The sequence below is a fragment of the Nocardioides bigeumensis genome (genome assembly GCF_039531755.1).
Classification (GTDB): Bacteria; Actinomycetota; Actinomycetes; order Propionibacteriales; family Nocardioidaceae; genus Nocardioides; species Nocardioides bigeumensis.
Map to the genome: position 1 here is coordinate 45,881 of NZ_BAAAQQ010000013.1, position 16,356 is coordinate 62,236.

16 protein-coding genes are annotated in these 16,356 nt (G+C 70.5%); 6 read left to right on the forward strand and 10 right to left on the reverse strand.

Going from position 1 to position 16,356, the window contains the following annotated elements; genetic code table 11:
• Nucleotides 1-10 precede the first annotated feature (10 nt).
• Nucleotides 11-649, reverse strand: coding sequence for a hypothetical protein (locus tag ABD295_RS14520; RefSeq protein WP_344304489.1), 639 nt, complete (start codon nt 647-649; stop codon nt 11-13).
• Nucleotides 650-671: 22 nt separating this feature from the next.
• On the opposite strand from ABD295_RS14520, the gene deoC reads away from it, so the two are divergent.
• Genes deoC through ABD295_RS14545 form a run of 5 tightly spaced genes read left to right on the forward strand, consistent with a single transcriptional unit; the run spans nt 672 to nt 5,150 of the window.
• Nucleotides 672-1,655, forward strand: a complete 984-nt coding sequence (gene deoC / locus ABD295_RS14525) for a deoxyribose-phosphate aldolase (RefSeq protein WP_344304491.1) — start codon at nt 672-674, stop codon at nt 1,653-1,655.
• Between the two features lie 8 nt (nt 1,656-1,663).
• Nucleotides 1,664-3,106, forward strand: coding sequence for an aldehyde dehydrogenase family protein (locus ABD295_RS14530; protein WP_344304492.1), 1,443 nt, complete (start codon nt 1,664-1,666; stop codon nt 3,104-3,106).
• Nucleotides 3,103-3,975 (forward strand): aldehyde dehydrogenase family protein, encoded by an 873-nt coding sequence (locus tag ABD295_RS14535; RefSeq protein ID WP_344304493.1) that lies wholly within the window; start codon nt 3,103-3,105, stop codon nt 3,973-3,975. Before ABD295_RS14530 ends, ABD295_RS14535 begins: the two co-directional genes overlap by 4 nt.
• 9 nt (nt 3,976-3,984) lie before the next feature.
• Nucleotides 3,985-4,587: an ATP-binding protein gene (locus tag ABD295_RS14540; RefSeq protein ID WP_344304494.1), complete on the forward strand. Its 603-nt coding sequence runs from the start codon at nt 3,985-3,987 to the stop codon at nt 4,585-4,587.
• On the forward strand, nt 4,584-5,150 hold the full coding sequence (locus tag ABD295_RS14545; protein ID WP_344304495.1) for a hypothetical protein: 567 nt from the start codon (nt 4,584-4,586) through the stop codon (nt 5,148-5,150). The genes ABD295_RS14540 and ABD295_RS14545 overlap by 4 nt, the downstream gene beginning before the upstream one ends.
• A 46-nt stretch (nt 5,151-5,196) precedes the next feature.
• Here ABD295_RS14545 and ABD295_RS14550 read toward each other — a convergent pair whose 3' ends face one another.
• Complete coding sequence (locus tag ABD295_RS14550; protein ID WP_425574082.1) at nt 5,197-6,270, reverse strand: adenosine deaminase; 1,074 nt, start codon at nt 6,268-6,270, stop codon at nt 5,197-5,199.
• Nucleotides 6,271-6,326: 56 nt separating this feature from the next.
• Between ABD295_RS14550 and ABD295_RS14555 the strand changes: the two genes are divergently transcribed.
• A complete protein-coding gene (locus tag ABD295_RS14555; protein WP_344304499.1) occupies nt 6,327-6,779 on the forward strand; it encodes a MaoC family dehydratase in 453 nt (150 codons plus the stop codon).
• A gap of 3 nt (nt 6,780-6,782) precedes the next feature.
• Here the strand turns inward: ABD295_RS14555 and ABD295_RS14560 are convergent, their stop codons facing one another.
• The 8 genes from ABD295_RS14560 to meaB all read right to left on the reverse strand — a co-directional run bounded on the left by ABD295_RS14560 (nt 6,783) and on the right by meaB (nt 16,332).
• Nucleotides 6,783-8,075, reverse strand: a complete 1,293-nt coding sequence (locus ABD295_RS14560; RefSeq protein WP_344304500.1) for a thymidine phosphorylase — start codon at nt 8,073-8,075, stop codon at nt 6,783-6,785.
• 38 nt (nt 8,076-8,113) lie between these two features.
• Nucleotides 8,114-8,539 (reverse strand): cytidine deaminase, encoded by a 426-nt coding sequence (locus ABD295_RS14565; protein ID WP_344304501.1) that lies wholly within the window; start codon nt 8,537-8,539, stop codon nt 8,114-8,116.
• Between the two features lie 25 nt (nt 8,540-8,564).
• Nucleotides 8,565-9,857 (reverse strand): ABC transporter permease, encoded by a 1,293-nt coding sequence (locus ABD295_RS14570; RefSeq protein WP_344304502.1) that lies wholly within the window; start codon nt 9,855-9,857, stop codon nt 8,565-8,567.
• 8 nt (nt 9,858-9,865) lie between these two features.
• The gene (locus tag ABD295_RS14575) at nt 9,866-11,167 is read right to left on the reverse strand and encodes an ABC transporter permease (RefSeq protein WP_344304503.1); all 1,302 of its coding nucleotides are present in this window, start codon (nt 11,165-11,167) and stop codon (nt 9,866-9,868) included.
• Nucleotides 11,164-12,690, reverse strand: a complete 1,527-nt coding sequence (locus ABD295_RS14580) for an ABC transporter ATP-binding protein (protein ID WP_344304504.1) — start codon at nt 12,688-12,690, stop codon at nt 11,164-11,166. The genes ABD295_RS14575 and ABD295_RS14580 overlap by 4 nt, the downstream gene beginning before the upstream one ends.
• A gap of 154 nt (nt 12,691-12,844) precedes the next feature.
• Nucleotides 12,845-13,924, reverse strand: coding sequence for a BMP family lipoprotein (locus tag ABD295_RS14585; RefSeq protein ID WP_344304505.1), 1,080 nt, complete (start codon nt 13,922-13,924; stop codon nt 12,845-12,847).
• A 122-nt stretch (nt 13,925-14,046) separates the two neighbouring features.
• Nucleotides 14,047-15,288 carry an amidohydrolase gene (locus ABD295_RS14590; RefSeq protein ID WP_344304506.1) on the reverse strand — a complete coding sequence of 414 codons (1,242 nt, stop codon included), beginning with the start codon at nt 15,286-15,288 and terminating at the stop codon, nt 14,047-14,049.
• A 57-nt stretch (nt 15,289-15,345) separates the two neighbouring features.
• Nucleotides 15,346-16,332: a methylmalonyl Co-A mutase-associated GTPase MeaB gene (gene meaB / locus ABD295_RS14595; RefSeq protein WP_344304507.1), complete on the reverse strand. Its 987-nt coding sequence runs from the start codon at nt 16,330-16,332 to the stop codon at nt 15,346-15,348.
• Nucleotides 16,333-16,356 lie beyond the last annotated feature (24 nt).

Below are 16,356 nucleotides of genomic sequence, written 5' to 3' on the forward strand. Positions count from 1 at the left end.
AGATCAACTGTCACAGCACGACGAGGGCTACGAACAGCGCCGCGCTGGCCGCCAGGCCGATGATCTCCGGCCACGCCATCGACCGCTCCACCTGCGAGCCGAGCGCAACCTGCTCGGTGGACCCCCGTGTGAGACCGCCCGCAGCACGCGCCCTGTCGACGCGGTGCCGGATCCGATCCTCGACGTACTGCGCATAGTTGGGCGCGGCCACCCGGCTGTTCGGATCGGTGTCGGGGTCGCTGGCGGTCAGGCTGATCGCGCCGGCCTTCGCCTTCATCAGCTGGCGACGGGTCCGGCCGAGGGCTGAGGAGACGTAGCGCCTGTCGCCCGCACGCACGGCGAGGACCTGACGCACGGCGAGCTCCTCGATGCCGGCCAGCGGGATCGCGACCGTGTCGACAGCTCCGCGGAGCTCGAGCCGGTCGCCCACGAGCGAGATGCGCGGGCGCAGCGTCACCGCCCAGGCCACCACGCCGAGGAACAACGCAGCCGCCCCGACCTCGGGGATGACGTGCTCGCGCTGGACGACCGACAGCGAGGCGACGGCGAACGCGGAGACGAGCAGCACGATGCCGGTGAACCGTCCGCTGGTAGGACGGAACCGCTCGACCTCGGCGGATTGCTCGGCTCCAGATTGAGGCGTGCTCACCTCACAACCCTATGCTGGGTCGGTGACGACGACAGTTCATCCGAGCGCCGCAGGATCCACGGCCTTCTCCGATGTCACCTCGTCCGACGCCTCGCTGCGCCGCTTCCTCCATGGCCTTCCCGGTGTCGACCAGGTCGGCTGTGAGGCGCGCGCGGCCGCGCTCGGAACCCGCTCGATCAAGACGACCGCCAAGGACTACGCGATCGACCTCGCGATCCGGATGGTCGACCTGACCACGCTCGAGGGCCAGGACACCGCGGGCAAGGTCCGCGCGCTGGCCAACAAGGCCATGCGCCCCGACCCCGCCGACCCGACCTGCCCGCCGACTGCTGCCGTCTGCGTCTACCCCGACATGGTCCCCGTCGCGAAGGCGACGCTCGGCAGCAGCGGCGTCCACGTCGCCGCCGTCGCCACGGCGTTCCCCTCCGGCCGGGCGGCGCTGGACATCAAGCTCGCCGACACCCAGGACGCGGTCGAGGCGGGCGCCGACGAGATCGACATGGTGATCGACCGCGGCGCGTTCCTCTCGGGCCACTACCTCCAGGTCTTCGAGGAGATCGTCGCCGTCCGCGAGGCCTGCGCCAGGAAGAACGGCGAGGACGCGCACCTGAAGGTCATCTTCGAGACCGGTGAGCTGCAGACCTACGACAACGTACGCCGCGCCTCCTGGCTCGCGATGATGGCCGGCGCCCACTTCATCAAGACCAGCACAGGCAAGGTGCAGCCGGCGGCGACCCTGCCCGTCACGCTGATCATGCTGGAGGCGGTGCGCGACTTCCGCGAGCAGACCGGCCAGATGGTCGGGGTGAAGCCCGCCGGAGGCATCAAGACCACCAAGGACGCGATCAAGTACCTCGTGATGGTCAACGAGACGTGCGGACCCGACTGGCTCGACCCCGACTGGTTCCGCTTCGGTGCGTCGACACTGCTCAACGACCTGCTCATGCAGCGCACCAAGATGCGCGACGGCCGCTACTCCGGGCCCGACTACTTCACCCTCGACTGAGGAGCGAGATGACCTTCGAGTACGCACCTGCCCCCGAGTCGCGGGGCATCGTCGACCTCAAGTCGTCGTACGGACTCTTCGTCAACGGCGAGTTCGTCGACGGCAGCGGCACCAGCTTCAAGACGATCAGCCCGGCGACCGAGGAGGTGCTGGCCGAGGTCGCCGAGGCCAGCGACGCCGACGTCGACGCCGCCGTGAAGGCCGCGCGCCGTGCCTACACCCGCGTGTGGAGCCGGATGCCGGGCAAGGAGCGCGCCAAGTACCTCTACCGGATCGCGCGCATCATCCAGGAGCGCGGGCGCGAGCTCGCGGTGCTGGAGTCCCTCGACAACGGCAAGCCGATCAAGGAGTCGCGCGACGTCGACATCCCGATCGTTGCGGCGCACTTCTTCTACTACGCCGGCTGGGCCGACAAGCTCGAGTACGCAGGGTTCGGCAACGACCCGAAGCCGTTGGGCGTGGCCGGCCAGATCATCCCGTGGAACTTCCCGCTGCTCATGCTCGCGTGGAAGATCGCCCCGGCGCTGGCCGCCGGCAACACCGTCGTGCTCAAGCCCGCCGAGACCACCCCCCTGACGGCGTTGCTCTTCGCCGAGATCTGCCAGCAGGCCGACCTCCCGCCCGGTGTCGTCAACATCGTCACCGGCGCGGGCGCCACCGGACAGGCCCTGGTCGAGCACCCGGACGTCGACAAGGTCGCGTTCACCGGCTCCACCGCCGTCGGCCGCATGATCGCCAAGACGGTCGCGGGCACCGACAAGAAAGTCACCCTGGAGCTCGGCGGCAAGGCGGCCAACATCGTCTTCGACGACGCCGCGGTCGACCAGGCCGTCGAGGGAATCGTCACCGGAATCTTCTTCAACCAGGGCCACGTCTGCTGCGCGGGCTCGCGGCTGCTGGTGCAGGAGTCCATCGCCGACGAGCTGCTCGAGCGGCTCAAGCGCCGGATGGCCACGCTGCGCGTCGGCGACCCGCTCGACAAGAACACCGACGTCGGCGCGATCAACAGCCGTGAGCAGCTCGAGCGGATCCGCGAGCTCGCCGGCATCGGCGACCAGGAGGGCGCCGAGCGCTGGTCGGCACCGTGCGAGCTGCCCGACAAGGGCTTCTGGTTCCCGCCGACCGTCTTCACCGGCGTCAGCCAGGCGCACCGCATCGCGCGTGAGGAGATCTTCGGGCCGGTGCTGTCGGTGCTGACCTTCCGCACCCCGCACGAGGCCGTCGAGAAGGCCAACAACACGCCCTACGGCCTGTCCGCGGGGGTGTGGACCGAGAAGGGCTCGCGCATCCTCTGGACGGCCAACCAGCTCAGGGCCGGCGTGGTGTGGGCCAACACGTTCAACAAGTTCGACCCGACGAGCCCGTTCGGCGGCTACAAGGAGTCGGGCTACGGCCGCGAGGGCGGCCGCCACGGACTGGAGGCCTATCTCAAGGAAGGCGGGCTCAAATGAGTGACCGCGTCGACGTCCGCAAGACCTACAAGCTCTACATCGGCGGCCAGTTCCCCCGGTCTGAGTCGGGCCACTCCTACGTCGTCAGCGACGCGAAGGGCAAGTTCGTGGCGAACGCCGCGCTGGCGTCGCGCAAGGACGCCCGGGACGCCGTGCTCGCGGCCCGGGGGGCCTTCAAGGGCTGGTCGGGCAAGACGGCGTACAACCGTGCCCAGGTCCTCTACCGCGTCGCCGAGGTGATGGAGGACCGCCGCCCGCAGTTCGTCGAGGCGGTCCGCCAGTCGGAGGGCCTCACCGCCGCGCGGGCGAACGCCGTCGTTGACGCCTCGATCGACCGCCTCGTCTGGTACGCCGGCTGGGCCGACAAGATCACCCAGGTGGTCGGCGGCGCCAACCCGGTCGCCGGGCCGTTCTTCAACCTCTCGACGCCCGAGCCGACCGGCGTCGTCGCCGTGCTCGCACCCCAGGAGTCGAGCCTGCTCGGCCTGGTGTCGGTCGTCGCGCCGGTCATCGTCACGGGCAACACCGTGGTCGTGGTGTCGTCCTACGCGCGCCCGCTCCCCGCGATCACCTTCAGCGAGGTGCTCGCGACCAGCGACGTGCCCGGCGGCGTCGTCAACGTGCTCACCGGCGACTACACGGCGCCCGCGCCGTGGCTCGCCTCGCACATGGACGTCAACGCGATCAACCTCGTCGGCGCCGCCGGCGACGCCGACAACGCCACCGCCTACGAGGTGGCCGCCGCCGAGAACCTCAAGCGCGTACACCGCGCCCCGACCGTCGAGCCCGACTGGACCGAGGCGCCCGACCTGTCCGCCATGACCGCCTACCTCGAGACCAAGACGGTCTGGCACCCGATCGGCATCTGACGCAGGACCATGTCCGACAACGGGGCACAGGTCATCGTGTTGGCGGGCCCCTCGGGCGCCGGCAAGTCACGACTCGCCGAACGGGTGGGGCTGCCGGTCCTTCGGCTGGACGACTTCTACAAGGACGGCAGCGACCCGTCGCTCCCCCGGATCACCGACGGCCAGAACGCCGGCATCCCCGACTGGGACGACCCGGCGTCGTGGAACGTCGAGGACGCTCTGGCCGCGGTGGAGTCCTTGTGCCGTGACGGAAAGGCCGACGTGCCGATCTACGAGATCGCGCAGGACGGCCGCTGCGGCTGGCAGGTGCTCGACCTCGACGGCTCGCGGTACTTCCTGGCCGAGGGGATCTTCGCCCAGGAGGTCGTCCCCGCCCTGCGCGCGCGAGGGCTGGTCGCGGCGGCGTACTGCATCACCCAGCACCCGATGATCACCTTCTGGCGCCGCCTCACCCGCGACCTGCGCGAGCACCGCAAGCCACCGCTCGTGCTGCTCCGGCGCGGGTGGTCGCTGCTGGGGGACCAGCGCCGCGTCGTCGCGCACGCCGAGGAGCTGGGCTGCCGGGTCGCGACCCCCGAGACGGCGTACGCCGAGATCGTCCGGCTGGCATGAGCGCCACGCCGTTCGGTGCCTGGGCGACCAGCCTGCTCGCGACCCACCCTCGCCAGCCCGACCAGCGCTCCTGCGGCGCGAGCGTGCTGGTCGTCGAGCGGGCCCTGCGAGACGAGGACTACGCACGCTGGCTCACCGAAGACGCGTCGCGCTTCGGGAGCGAGGCCCTCGGCACGCACGGCCGCACCACCCGCGCCGTCACCGCGGCCGGACGCCTGCAGCTGCCCTGGCCGCGCGCGCTCGGCACGCCCCCCTGGGCCGTCGCGGGCGAGCTCACCGCGTCGACCGGACGCCGATGGGGGTTCCGGACCATCCTGCGCCGCGAGCCCGCCTGGGAGGCCCTGGTGGCCGCCGTCGAGGCCGGCTCGCCGTCGCCGCTGTACGTCGGCAGCCGCTGGATCCCCCGCCACGTCGTGCTCACCGTGGGCGCGTCCGACACCGCGATCCAGTGCTACGAGCCGGGCAGCGGCCGGGTCCTCAGCGTCACTCGGGAGGCGTTCCTCGACGCGACGTTCCGGCTGGCCGGCTGGACCAAGCCGTGGTTCGTGGTCGTCCCCGCATGACCGCGAGTCGGCGTGAAGTCGAGCGCCACGTGGCGCAAGTCGGCGTTCAGGCGCCGAGCTCGGCGTAGCCCGGCTTGATGATCTCGTCGATGAGTGCGAGCCGCTCGTCGAAGGGCAGGAACGCCGACTTCATCGCGTTGAGCGTGAACCAGCGCAGGTCGGCCAGCGAGTAGCCGAACGTCTGCACGAGGTTCCACATCTCGTCGGTCATCGACGTGCCGCTCATCAGCCGGTTGTCGGTGTTGACGGTGACCCGGAAGCGCAGCTCGGTGAGCAGCCCGATCGGGTGCTCGGCCAGCGACGCCGCGGCTCCCGTCTGGAGGTTGGAGGCAGGGCACATCTCCAGGGGGATCCGGCGGTCGCGCACGTACGCCGCCAGCCGGCCCAGCTCGACGGACCCGTCCTCCCCCACCGTGATGTCGTCGATGATCCGGACGCCGTGGCCGAGCCGGTCGGCCCCGCACCACTGGATGGCCTGCCAGATCGAGGGCAACCCGAAGGCCTCGCCTGCGTGGATGGTGAAGTGGGAGTTCTCGCGCTGGAGGTACTCGAACGCGTCGAGGTGCCGGGTCGGCGGGTAGCCCGCCTCCGCGCCCGCGATGTCGAAGCCCGCGACGCCCCGGTCCCGCCAGGCGACGGCCAGCTCGGCGATCTCGCGCGAACGTGCCTGGTGCCGCATGGCGGTGAGGAGTTGGCGGACCACGATCCGGCCGTCCGTGGCGGCCGTGCCCTCGTCGATGCCCTCCTGCACCGCGGCGACCACCTCGTCGAGGGTGAGCCCGTTGGAGACGTGCTGCTCCGGGGCGTAGCGCACCTCGGCGTACACGACCCCGTCGGCCGCGAGGTCCTCGACGCACTCGCGGCCGACCCGGGTCAGACCGTGCGCGGTCTGCATGACGCCGACCGTGTGGTCGAAGGTCTCGAGGTAGCGCTCCAGCGAGCCGCTGTCCGCCGAGTCGGTGAACCAGCGGCCCAGCGAGCCTGCGTCGGACGCCGGCAGGTCGTGACCGCAGTCGGCCGCCAGCTCGAGCACCGTCTGGGGCCGCAGGCCGCCGTCGAGGTGGTCGTGGAGGAGCACCTTGGGGGCCCGGCGGACCTCGTCACGAGTGGGAGTCGTCACGGCAGGCATCCTGTCACGGCCTGCATCCGGGCGGCGCCGTCATAGGGTCTCGGGTCATGCGCACCTTCCACTCCCTCGACGAGGTCTCCGCAGCCGCCGACTCCGAGATCGGCACCAGCGACTGGATCACCGTCGACCAGGCCCGCATCTCCGCGTTCGCCGAGGCCACCAACGACCACCAGTGGATCCACGTCGACGAGGAGCGCGCCGCGGCCGGACCGTTCGGCGGCACCATCGCACACGGGTTCCTCACGCTCAGCCTGCTGCCGTTCTTCGCCTCGCAGGTCTTCGCGTTCGAGACCACCGGAGCGCGGCTCAACTACGGCCTCGAGAAGGTGCGCTTCCCCGCGCCGGTACCGGTCGGCAGCAGGCTGCGCTCCCACGTCCGCTTCGGCGAGGTCACCGACCTGCCCAGCGGCAAGCAGCTGATCGTCCACCACACCGTCGAGCTCGAAGGCAGCGCCAAGCCCGCGTGCGTGGCCGCCCACGTGGTGCTGCTGCTGAGCTGAGTCCTAGCGCAGCCGGTCGTGGATCAGCGGCGCCGGGGTGAAGGGGGTCCCCGTCGGGGCGAGGTCGTAGCCGCCCTCCAGGGATTCGAGCGCACGGTCGAACCGCTCCGGCTCGTCGGTCAGCAGCGTGAAGAGCGGACTGCCTTCGGTCACCTCGTCGCCCGGACGCGCGTGCCAGACCACGCCGGCACCGGCCTGCACGGGGTCCTCCTTGCGCGCCCGGCCGGCGCCGAGCCGCCACGCGGCCAGCCCGACGGCCATCGCGTCCAGCCGGGTCAGCACGCCGGACGACGGGGCGTTGACGACGTGCGACTCCTTGGCCACCGGCAGCTCGGCGTCCGGGTCGCCGTCCTGGGCCCTGATCATCGCCTTCCACGCGTCCATCGCGGACCCGTCGGCGAGCTTGTCGGCCGGGTCGACGCCCTCGCGCCCGGCGCCGGTCAGCATGTCGCGGGCCAGCTGGAGCGTCAGCTCCACCACGTCGGCGGGCCCCCCGCCGGCGAGCACCTCGACCGACTCGGTCACCTCGATCGCGTTGCCCGCGGTGCGGCCGAGCGGCGTGGACATGTCGGTGATGGCGGCGTACGTCTTGACACCCGCGTCGTTGCCGAGCGCGACCATGACCTCGGCGAGCTCGTGGGCGCGGGCGAGGTCCTTCATGAACGCCCCCGTCCCGACCTTGACGTCGAGCACCAGGGCGCCCGTGCCCTCGGCGATCTTCTTGGACATGATCGACGACGCGATCAGCGGGATCGCCTCGACGGTCCCGGTGACGTCGCGCAGCGCGTAGAGCTTCTTGTCGGCGGGCGCCAGCCCGTCGCCAGCGGCGCAGATGACCGCGCCGACCTCTTCGAGCTGGCGCATCATCTCGTCGTTGCTGAGCTGCGCCCGCCAGCCGGGGATCGACTCGAGCTTGTCGAGCGTGCCGCCGGTGTGGCCGAGCCCGCGGCCCGAGAGCTGGGGCACGGCGACCCCGCAGGCCGCCACGAGGGGCGCCAGCGGCAGCGTGACCTTGTCGCCGACCCCGCCGGTCGAGTGCTTGTCAGCAGTCGGTCGCGACAGGCCGGAGAAGTCCATGCGCTCCCCGGAGGCGATCATCGCGTGCGTCCACGTGGTGAGCTCGCGACGGTCCATGCCGTTGAGGAGGATCGCCATCGCCAGCGCCGACATCTGCTCGTCGGCGACAGTGCCCTTCGTGTAGGCGTCGATCACCCACTCGATCTGGCTGTCGCTGAGCTCGTGCTTGTCGCGCTTGGCGCCGATGACCTCGACGGCGTCGTGGCTCCCTGTACTCATTCGGCTGTACTCATTCGGCTGAGCTCATTCGGCTGCACTCATTCGATGGGGGCTCCTTCGCTCACGTGCCGGAGGTCCTCGGGCCCGAACGCGTCGGGCAGCACCTCGGACATGGTCCGAACCCCCGACACCGTCCACAGCAGGAGATCGGGCCCGCCCTGCTCGTAGAGCAGCTGCCGGCACCGGCCGCACGGCATGATGATCTCCTCGTCCTTGTTGACGCAGACGAAGTGCGTCAGCCGCCCGCCACCGGTCGCGTGCAGCGACGACACCACGCCGCACTCGGCGCAGAGCACGACGCCGTACGCCGCGTTCTCGACGTTGCAGCCCACCAGCACCCGCCCGTCGTCGGCCAGCGCCGCTGCGCCGACCGGGAAGTGGCTGTAGGGCACGTAGGCGTGCTTGGACACTTCGACGGCTGCGGCTTTCAACTTTTCCCAGTCGAGCTGGGTGGGCGAGTCCACGCCGCCACTCTGGTCGTCCTTCACGTCAGCTCTTCACGTAGGGCACGCCGTCGGCGGCCGGCGGGCGGACCCGGCCGACGAACCCGGCGACCGCGATGATGGTGGCGAGATAAGGAGACGCGCGCAGCAGCTCGCCCGGGATCTTGTCCAGGACCTGCAGCTGGGCCTGAAGGGTCCAGGTGAAGCCGAAGAACAGCGCGGCGAAGGTCGCCCCTATCGGGTGCCAGCGACCCATGATCACCGCGGCGAGGGCGATGAAGCCGTTGCCGGCCGAGGCGTCGTTGTCGAAGGACCCGGTCGACCCGACGGTGAAGTAGGCACCGCCCAGGCCGGCGAACACGCCACCGAAGAGCACGGCCTGCCAGCGCACCCGGTTGACCTTGATGCCGACGGTGTCGGCTGCCATCGGGTGCTCGCCGACCGCGCGGACCCGCAGGCCCCACTTGGTCTCGAAGAGCAGGAAGGTCACCAGGAACACCGCGACGTACATCAGGTAGACCAGCAGGGTCTGGTTGAAGAGCGGTCCCCCGAGGATCGGGATGTCCGACAGCACCGGCACCGCGATCCGCTCGAGGACCAGCGGCTCGTTGAAGTACTGCTTGTAGTCGTCGGGGATCTGGCTGAGCATGAACGCCGTCAGTCCAGAGGCGAACGCGATCAGCACCACGCCGAGGACCACCTGGTTGACCTGGTAGCGCAACGCGAAGATGCCGAGCATCCAGGCCATCGCGACACCCGCGGCGATGCCGCCGAGCAGGCCCATCTCGGCGCTGTAGAACGCCGACGACGCGACGGAGGCGAAGAACGCCCCCATCAGCAGCTGACCCTCGATGGCGATGTTGATGACGCCGGCGCGCTCGCACAGGCACCCCGCCAGCGCCCCGAACACGAGCGGCGTCGCCAGGCGCATCGTGCCCGGCAGCGGGTTGACCATCGCGAGGGGGCGACCGAGGTCCTGGTCGGCGTAGTTCCACACCAGGAAGCCGGTGAAGAAGGCGAGCCCGACCAGCACGAACACCAGGATCCCGAGGCCGCCGCGGGGCACCTTGTTGACCGCCGCGAGGAGCAGGGCCACCACGGCCACGGCGACCGCACCCCAGGCGAGCGCCTGCCCGTTGACCTCCTTGGCCGGCGTCTCCTTGCTGATGCGCTCGCCCAGCGTGTAGAGGACGGTGGAGTTCTCGATGGTCAGCGCGAACCACACGAGCAGGGCCACGACCAGCCCGAACACCACCACCAGCTTGATCTGGCGGCTGACGTCGGCGCGGTCGCGGAGGTCGACGGCGCCTTCGTCCGAGATCGCGGTGGCAATCGCCATGGCCTACGTCACCAACCCTTCGCCATCAACGCGGAGTCGCTGCCCTGGGCTCTCATGCGGGTGATCCCGCGCACGAAGGCGGGGGCGGCGACGAAGAGCACGATCAACGCCTGCAACACCTGGGTGAGCTCCTTGGGGGTCGACGCGGCGCTCGCCTGCATCGCCACGCCGCCGACGGCGAGGGCCCCGAAGAGCAGCCCGGCGAGCACCGTGCCGAGCGGGGTCGCCCGGCCGAGGAGCGCCACCGTGATGGCGTCGAAGCCGATCGTCCCGGCCATCGTCGGGCTCAGCGAGTCGCCTCGTCCCAGGACGCTCATCGTGGCGGCCAGGCCCGCGAGCAGGCCCGCGATCAGCATGGCCAGCGTGTAGATCTTCGGGACGCTCATGCCCGCCGTCCGGGCGGCGTCGGGATTGGCACCGACGGCGCGGATCTCGAAGCCGAGCGTGCTGCGCTCCAGCAGCCACCACACGACGATCGCGGCGAGAAACGCCAGGATCACGCCCCAGTGGGTGTTCCCGACGACGTCGGCGAACCGTGCCGACTCGTTGGCCGGGGGTGAGAGCCGGTTGTCGCTGCCCTCGCGCTGGAAGGCCTCCTTGGACAGGGCGTAGAGCAGCACCGATCCCGCGAGGAAGTTCAGCATGATCGTCGTGATCACCTCATGGGCGCCGGTCTGCGCCTTGAGGACACCGGAGATCGCTCCCCACGCCGCGCCACCCAGCAAGGCGGCGGTGAAGGCCGCGAGCAGGTGGATCCCGGCGGGCAGGTCCCAGGAGAACCCGACGTAGCCGGCCAGCATGGCGCCGATGATGAGCTGACCCTGGGCGCCGATGTTGAACAGGCCCGCGCGGAAGGCCAGGGAGACGCCGAGGCCGGCACAGATCAGCGGCGCGGACCGCTCGACCGTCGTGCCGATCGCCGAGCCGCTGCCGATGGCGCCCTTGACCAGGGCGGCGTACGACGAGGAGATGGCGTCCCACGACTCGCGGAAGAAGTCCTGGGGGTAGGAGAAGATGTAGGGCATCGCCTCGATGACCTTGCGCTCCGACAGGGCGATGAGGACCGCGCCGATCACCAGGGCCAGCGCGACGGCGACCAGCGTCTCCACCACCGTCGGCAGCCAGGTGATCGGGCTGCGCAGGTCAGCGGACTCCCCGTCGGCGTTGGGGTCCGGGTCGTCGCCCGCGCGTCCGGTCTCGAGCTTGGCCTTGGCCTCCTGCTGGAGGTCGGTCCACTGCTCCTTGTTGCTCCCGCTCGCCTGGTCGGGCGGCTCGGCGCCGTCCGACGGGCCTTTGCGGTGCTCGCTCACGCGGTCGCCTCCTGGTCAGCGGGGACCTCGCGGGCACCGGCCATCATCAGGCCGATGTCCTCGCGCTTGATGTCGGGACTGACGGTGCCGACGATGCGGCCGTCGTACATGACGGCGATCCGGTCGGACAACGCGTAGATCTCGTCCAGCTCGGTGGAGACGATGATCACCGCGGTGCCGTTGTCACGCTCGGAGATGATCCTCTTGTGGATGAACTCGATCGAGCCCACGTCGACACCGCGGGTCGGCTGTGAGGCGATCAGCGCCTTCAACGACCGGCTGAACTCCCGGGCGACGACGACCTTCTGCTGGTTGCCGCCGGACAACGAGCTGACGGGGCTCTCCGCCGACTCGGTGCGGATGTCGAACTCCTTGATCCGGGACTCTGCGTTCTCGCGTATCGCGTCCAGCTTGAGCGCGGGGCCATTGGCGAACGCGTCACTGCGGTAGAGGTCGAGCACGAGGTTCTCGCGGACGCTGAACGAGGCGACGTAGCCGTCGTGCGAACGGTCCTCGGGGACGTAGCCGATCCCGGCGTCCAGGCTGTCGCGCGGGGAGTACCTCGAGATGTCCTCGCCGTCGAGCAGGATCTTGCCCGTCTCGGGCCGCACCAGGCCGAGCAACGACTTGATCAGCTCGGTCTGGCCGTTGCCCTGCACGCCCGCGATGCCGAGCACCTCACCGGCCTTCGCGACGAACGACACGTCCTTGACGACCTGGTGGCCGCGCGGGTCGACCACGGTGACCCCGGAGACCTCGAGCACCGTCTCGCCGGTCTTCGCCGGCGCCTTGTCGACGACGAGGTTGACCTCGCGCCCGACCATCATCTCGGCGAGCTCGGTCTCCGGTGTCGACGGCGGCGCGCTCCCGACGACCCGGCCGCGGCGGATCACCGTGATGACGTCACCGACCGCCTTGACCTCGCGCAGCTTGTGGGTGATGAAGATGATCGAGGTGCCCTGCTCCTTGAGGGAGCGCATGATGTCCATGAGCTCGTCGATCTCCTGCGGCGTCAGCACCGCGGTGGGCTCGTCGAGGATCAGCACCTTCGCGTCGTGACTGAGCGCCTTGATGATCTCCACGCGTTGCTGCACGCCGACGGGCAGCTCGCCCACGAGGCTGTTCGGGTCGACCGCCAGGCCGTAGCGCTCGGAGAGCTCGCGGACCACCCGCGCGGCCTCGCGGCGGTTGAGCACGCCGGCCCCGCGCGTGTGCTCCCGGCCGAGCATGACGTTCTCGGCGACGGTGAAGACCGGCACGAGCATGAAGTGCTGGTGGACCATGCCGATGCCGGCATCGATCGCGCCGCTCGGCGAGGCGAAGGTGACGGGCTCGCCGTCGACCAGGATCTCGCCCTCGGTGGGATCGAGCAGGCCGTAGAGCATGTTCATCAGCGTCGACTTGCCGGCGCCGTTCTCGCCCAGGAGACAGTGGATCTGCCCGGGTTCGACGGTCAGGTCGATGCGGTCGTTGGCCGTGAACGTCCCGAACCGTTTGGTCAGCCCTCTGATCTCCAGCTTCACGCGGCCTCCCCGCCTCCGGATTCCTGTCCGACCTTGCTGTGCTGCCCCCCGAGGTCCCTGTCTCGCTGGCCTGAACCTTAGAACGACGAAGCCGGGGCGGGGAACACACCCCGCCCCGGCCTCTGTGTCGTTCGTCAGCCCAGAGGCGACTGGATCAGCCGGCCTTGATGTCCCCGCTGATGATCTGCGCCTTCAGGTCCTCGATGGTCGCCTCGAGGTCGGCGTCGACCTCACCGTCGGCGTACGGCGCGAGGCCGACACCGCCGTTCTCCAGCGTGCCCACGTAGAGCTCGTTGGAGAAGGAGCCTTCCAGGGAGGCACCGATGGCCTCGGTGACCGCGACGTCCATGCCCTTCATGACCGAGGTCAGGAGCGAGTCGCAGTACTCGGCGGCCGAGACGCAGCCGTCGGTGTCGACCCAGATGCCCCAGACGTCGTTGTCCTGGGCGGCCTGCAGGCCACCGAGGCCGGCGGGACCGGCGACCGGGAAGATCACGTCGGCACCCTGCTGGATGAAGCCCTCGGCGATGTTCTGGCCCTTCGACTTGTCCTCGAAGTCCTCGGTGAACGAGCCGTCGGTGCCGTCCCAGCCCAGGAGCTGCACGTCACCGCCGGTGTCCTCGTTGAACTTCTCGACACCCTGCTTGAAGCCGGTCATGAACGACGTGACGGTCGGGATGTTCAGGCCACCGAAGGTGCCCACGGTGCCGGTCTCGGACTTCGCGGCGGCGAGGTAGCCGGCGAGGAAGGAGGGCTCGGCGGTGTTGAAGACCAGGCCCTTGAGGTTCTTGGGAGCCTTCTCGTAGGCGTAGTCGACGATCGCGAAGTCGACGTCCTTGTTGGCCTTGGCCGCGGCCAGGGTCGCGTCTCCGAGGAGGAAGCCGACCGTGGTGATCTCGTTGCAGCCCTCGTCGACCATGGCCTGGATGTTGTCGCCGTACTCGGTGTCGGAGTTGGACTCGACCTGGCCGGTCTGGACGCCGAGCTGCTCGGCAGCGTCGGTCAGGCCCTTGTAGGAGGTCTGGTTGAAGCCCTTGTCGTCGAAGCCGCCCGAGTCGGAGACCATGCAGGCCTTGAAGTCGACCTCTTCAGCCGGCGCGGACGTCTCCTCCGTGGGGCTGGACTCCGACGTGGTGGGCTCGTCGGTGCTCTCCTCGTCGGGCCGGTCGCCACACGCGGCCAGACTGAGAGCTGCAATCGCAATGACTGCAGCGAAACGGGCCGTCTTCTTCACGGCGCCTCCTGATCCTCGGGATTTCGTCTGAGAAAGGAGCCCCAGCCGGGCTCCTGTGCGGGGCCACCCTAATACCCCGCCAGGCCAGATTCCCCGCCTGCGGGGCCGAACATCTAGAACTGTTACCGGGCGGTGACCGGGCCGCTCAGGGAGGCGATGGCGCCAAGGGCAACTTCTGCCAGAAGTCGGGCCCCGATTCTGGTCGAACCCTCGTCGACGCGCAGGTTTCCCTGGTGGAGGTCGTACGTCGGGCCCCCCGGCGTCCGCGTGCCCAGCCGAGCCATCGCGCCGGGCACCTTCTCGACGTACCAGCCGAAGTCCTCGCCACCCAGGCTCTGGGAGGTGGGCACCCAGCCCCCTACGCCGAGGACCCTGGCGATGGCGGCCCCGAACAGCTGTGTCGAACCCCCGTCGTTGACCACGGGTGGGACCCCGCGGTGGTAGTCGACCTCCGCGGTCACGCCGTAGGGCGCGACGACCTGCTCGATGGCCTCGCGGGCCAGCACCTCCGCCTCGGCCCAGGCGACCTGGTCGAGCATCCGGACCGTGCCGCCGACCATGCCGCGGCTCGGGATCACGTTGAGCGCGGAGCCGGCGGCGACGACGCCCCAGACGACACTGACCCCCGCGCGCGGGTCGAGACGGCGTGACATCACGGCCGGGACCTCGGCGATCACCTTGCCGAGGGCGAAGATCACGTCCTGCGTCAGGTGCGGTCGGGAGGTGTGGCCACCGGCGCCGCTGAGGCGGACCTGGATGCTGTCCGCGGCACCGGTGAGCGGACCCTCCCGGAGGCCGACCTGGCCCACGTCGACGGTCGGGTCGCAGTGCAGGCTGAAGATGCGCTCGACGCCGGCGAGGGCGTCCGCCCTCATCAGCTTGAGCGCGCCGCCCGGCATCACCTCCTCCGCGGGCTGGAAGAGCAGCCGCACCCGGCCCCGCAGCAGGCCCTGCCCGTGGACCTCGGCGAGCGCGTGCGCGGCACCGACCAGTGCGGTCGTGTGCACGTCGTGCCCGCAGGCGTGGGCGACGCCCGGGGTCTCGCTGGCCCACGGGTCGGTCGTGGTGTCGTCGACAGGAAGGGCGTCGAGGTCGGCGCGCAGCGCGACCAGAGGCCCGTCCTCACCGAGGTCGGCGACCAGTCCGGAGTCGCCGGCGCGGGTGGTCCGCCAGCCGGCCGCCTCCGCCTCCGCCGCGGCGATGGCCGTCGTCCGCCGCTCGTGCCACGAGAGCTCGGGGTGCCGGTGCAGGTCGCGCCGCATCTCGACGAGCTGGTCGGCGATCTTCTCGACGACGGCCTCCACGACGCGGGAGGCGTCGGGGGTCGGATCTGAGTGGGCGGGAACGGCGGGCTGCGGCGACATGTCAACACCGAGGTTAGTTCAGATGAGGCGTCCGGCCGTCCTCGGGACCGTGGCGCCTCAGTCGGCGTCGTACGCCGCGAGCAGCCGGTCGGCCGCCAGGCTGGCCGGCAGCTCGCCGGACAGGACGGCGGTGCGGACCTCGTCGCGGATCGCCGCGACGCCGGGCGAGCGCTCGAGCCGACGGGCCAGCTCGTCGCGCACGATCGACCAGGTGAACTCGAGCTGCTGCTCGGCACGCTGAGCGGCGATGCCGTCGGCGCCGAGGTGCTCGCGGTGCCGGCCGACCTCGGCCCAGACCTCGGGGACGCCGGTGCCCTCCAGACCTGAGCAGGTGAGGACTGGTGGCGTCCACTCCCCTGTCGCTTCGCTCCTGTGCACCATCCGCAGGGCGCCCGCGAGCTCGCGAGCCGCGGACCGGGCCTCCTGCACGCGGTCGCCATCGGCCTTGTTGACGGCGATCACGTCGGCGAGCTCGAGGATGCCGCGCTTGATGCCCTGGAGCTGGTCGCCGGTGCGCGCCAGGGTGAGGAAGAGGAACGTGTCGACCATCCCCGCGACAGTCGTCTCGGACTGACCGACGCCGACGGTCTCGACCAGCACGACGTCGTACCCCGCGTTCTCGAGCACGATCATCGCCTGGGTGGTCGCCCGGGCGACACCGCCGAGGGTCCCTGACGACGGTGAGGGCCGGATGTACGCCGCCGCGTCGGCGGTCAGCCGCGGCATCCGGGTCTTGTCCCCCAGCACCGAGCCGCCGGTGCGCTGCGAGGACGGGTCGACGGCGAGCACCCCGACGCGGTGGCCCAGGCCCGTCAGGTGCGTGCCGAGGGTCTCGATGAAGGTCGACTTGCCGACGCCCGGGACCCCGGAAATGCCGACCCTGGTCGAGCCCGGACTCGGCTCGAGGGCGCCCAGCAGCTCGCGAGCGGCCGCACGGTGGTCGTCGTTGGCGGACTCCACGAGCGTGATGGCCCGGGAGACCGCTGCCCGGTCGCCGGCGCGGACGCCGGCCAGGAGCGCGCCGACGTCGACGGGACTGGCCATCAGTCGTCGGCCATCAGTCGTCGG